Here is a 1,380-nt window from a genome sequence, read left to right on the forward strand (position 1 = left end):
GGTCGGAGGTGGGTGCGGGGGTACGGGGTGCGGCGGGGGTACGGGTGCGGGGCCCCCGGGGCCGCCGCCCGTCGGCGCCGGGCGGGCTCGCCTCCGCCGGCCGGGCCTGCCGGCGCCGTTCGCCGTCCGGGCCGGACGGGCTGGGTGACGTGCCCGGGCGCGCTGTCCGGTCTGTCGGGGTGTCCTCTCCGGGGAGTTCGAGGACGAGCGGCGATGCTCTGGGGGGGGAGCCTGGTGCGCGCCCCCGGGAAGCGGCCGGACGGGCGGGCGGCGGCCGAGGGGCGGCGCGAGGGCGCCTCCTGTCGGCCGCCCCCGCTCCCGGGGGCGCCTCCGCCGGCCGGCCGGAACCGGCGGGCCGGTCCGTGGAGCGCCGTCGGCCTCCCGGCCTGGCCGAAGAGGGATGGTGCTGAGGCGGACGGGCCGAAGGCGGCCGGCGGCAGGGGCGGAGGCGGGGCTGCCCGAGCCGTCACTCGGTCTCGCTCCCGGCGGGAGCCGGCTTCGCCGAGCGAGCCGGGGGCGCGGAGTCCGGCAGACCGAGGTCGTCGGCGGCCGGTGTGCGGTCGGCGGCTCGCGTCGTGTCGTCCGGGGCGCTCGCCACGTCGCGCCAGCGCACCGTCCGGTCGCACCAGCGGTTCAGGAGGACCGGGTCGTGGCCCACCGCCAGCAGGCCCGCTCCGCTCTCGCGGCGGTAGTCCTCGACGACGGCGACCAGGGCGGCCGTCGTGGAAGCGTCGAGCATCGCCGTCATCTCGTCGCAGACGAGCCAGCGCGGGCGGAGGACGAGCGCGCGGGCCAGGCAGGCGCGTTGCAGCTGGCCGTCGCTGACCTCGTGCGGGCGGCGGACGAGCAGGTCGTCGGTCAGGCCGGTGGCGGCGGCGAGTTCGCGGACGCGGTCGGGGACCTCGGCGCGGCGGCCGGTGGCCCGGAGGGGTTCGGCGATCAGGTCGTGCAGCCGCAGCCGGGGGTCGGCGGACATCCTCGGCTGCTGGAAGACCACGCCGAACGCGGTGCGCTGCTCGCGCGGCGCGCGGTGCCGCCAGCCGCGGGCGGGTTCGCCGTCCAGGGTCACCGTGCCGGCGTCGGGGCGGTGCAGCAGCGCCGCGACCCGCGCCAGGGTGGACTTGCCGCAGCCGCTGGGGCCGAGCAGGCCGACGGCCTCGCCCGCGGCCACGGTGAGGGAGGCGTCGCGGACGACGGGCCGGCGCGGTTCGTAGCCGGCGGTGATGCCGCGCAGCTCAAGCACGGGCGCTCCTCGGGTGGTGGCAGGCGACGCCGCCGGTGAGCGGCGGGACGGTGGCGCAGGCGTCGCCGGCGCGGGGGCAGCGGGGGGCGAAGGCGCAGCCGGCGGGGAGGTCGCCGAGTTCGGGGGGCATGCCGAGG

1 protein-coding gene and 1 pseudogene are annotated in these 1,380 nt (G+C 80.1%); both read right to left on the reverse strand.

Annotation, left to right across the window (positions count from 1 at the left end; all coding sequences use genetic code 11):
* Positions 1–466: 466 nt before the first annotated feature.
* Positions 467–1,243, reverse strand: coding sequence for an ABC transporter ATP-binding protein (locus ACSNOK_RS33040; RefSeq protein ID WP_436784476.1), 777 nt, complete (start codon positions 1,241–1,243; stop codon positions 467–469).
* A pseudogene (locus tag ACSNOK_RS33045) lies at positions 1,236–1,380 on the reverse strand (ABC transporter ATP-binding protein); the annotation flags it as partial. The pseudogene ACSNOK_RS33045 and the gene ACSNOK_RS33040, both read right to left, overlap by 8 nt.

The organism is Streptomyces sp. URMC 126, from assembly GCF_051386555.1.
GTDB lineage: Bacteria > Actinomycetota > Actinomycetes > Streptomycetales > Streptomycetaceae > Streptomyces.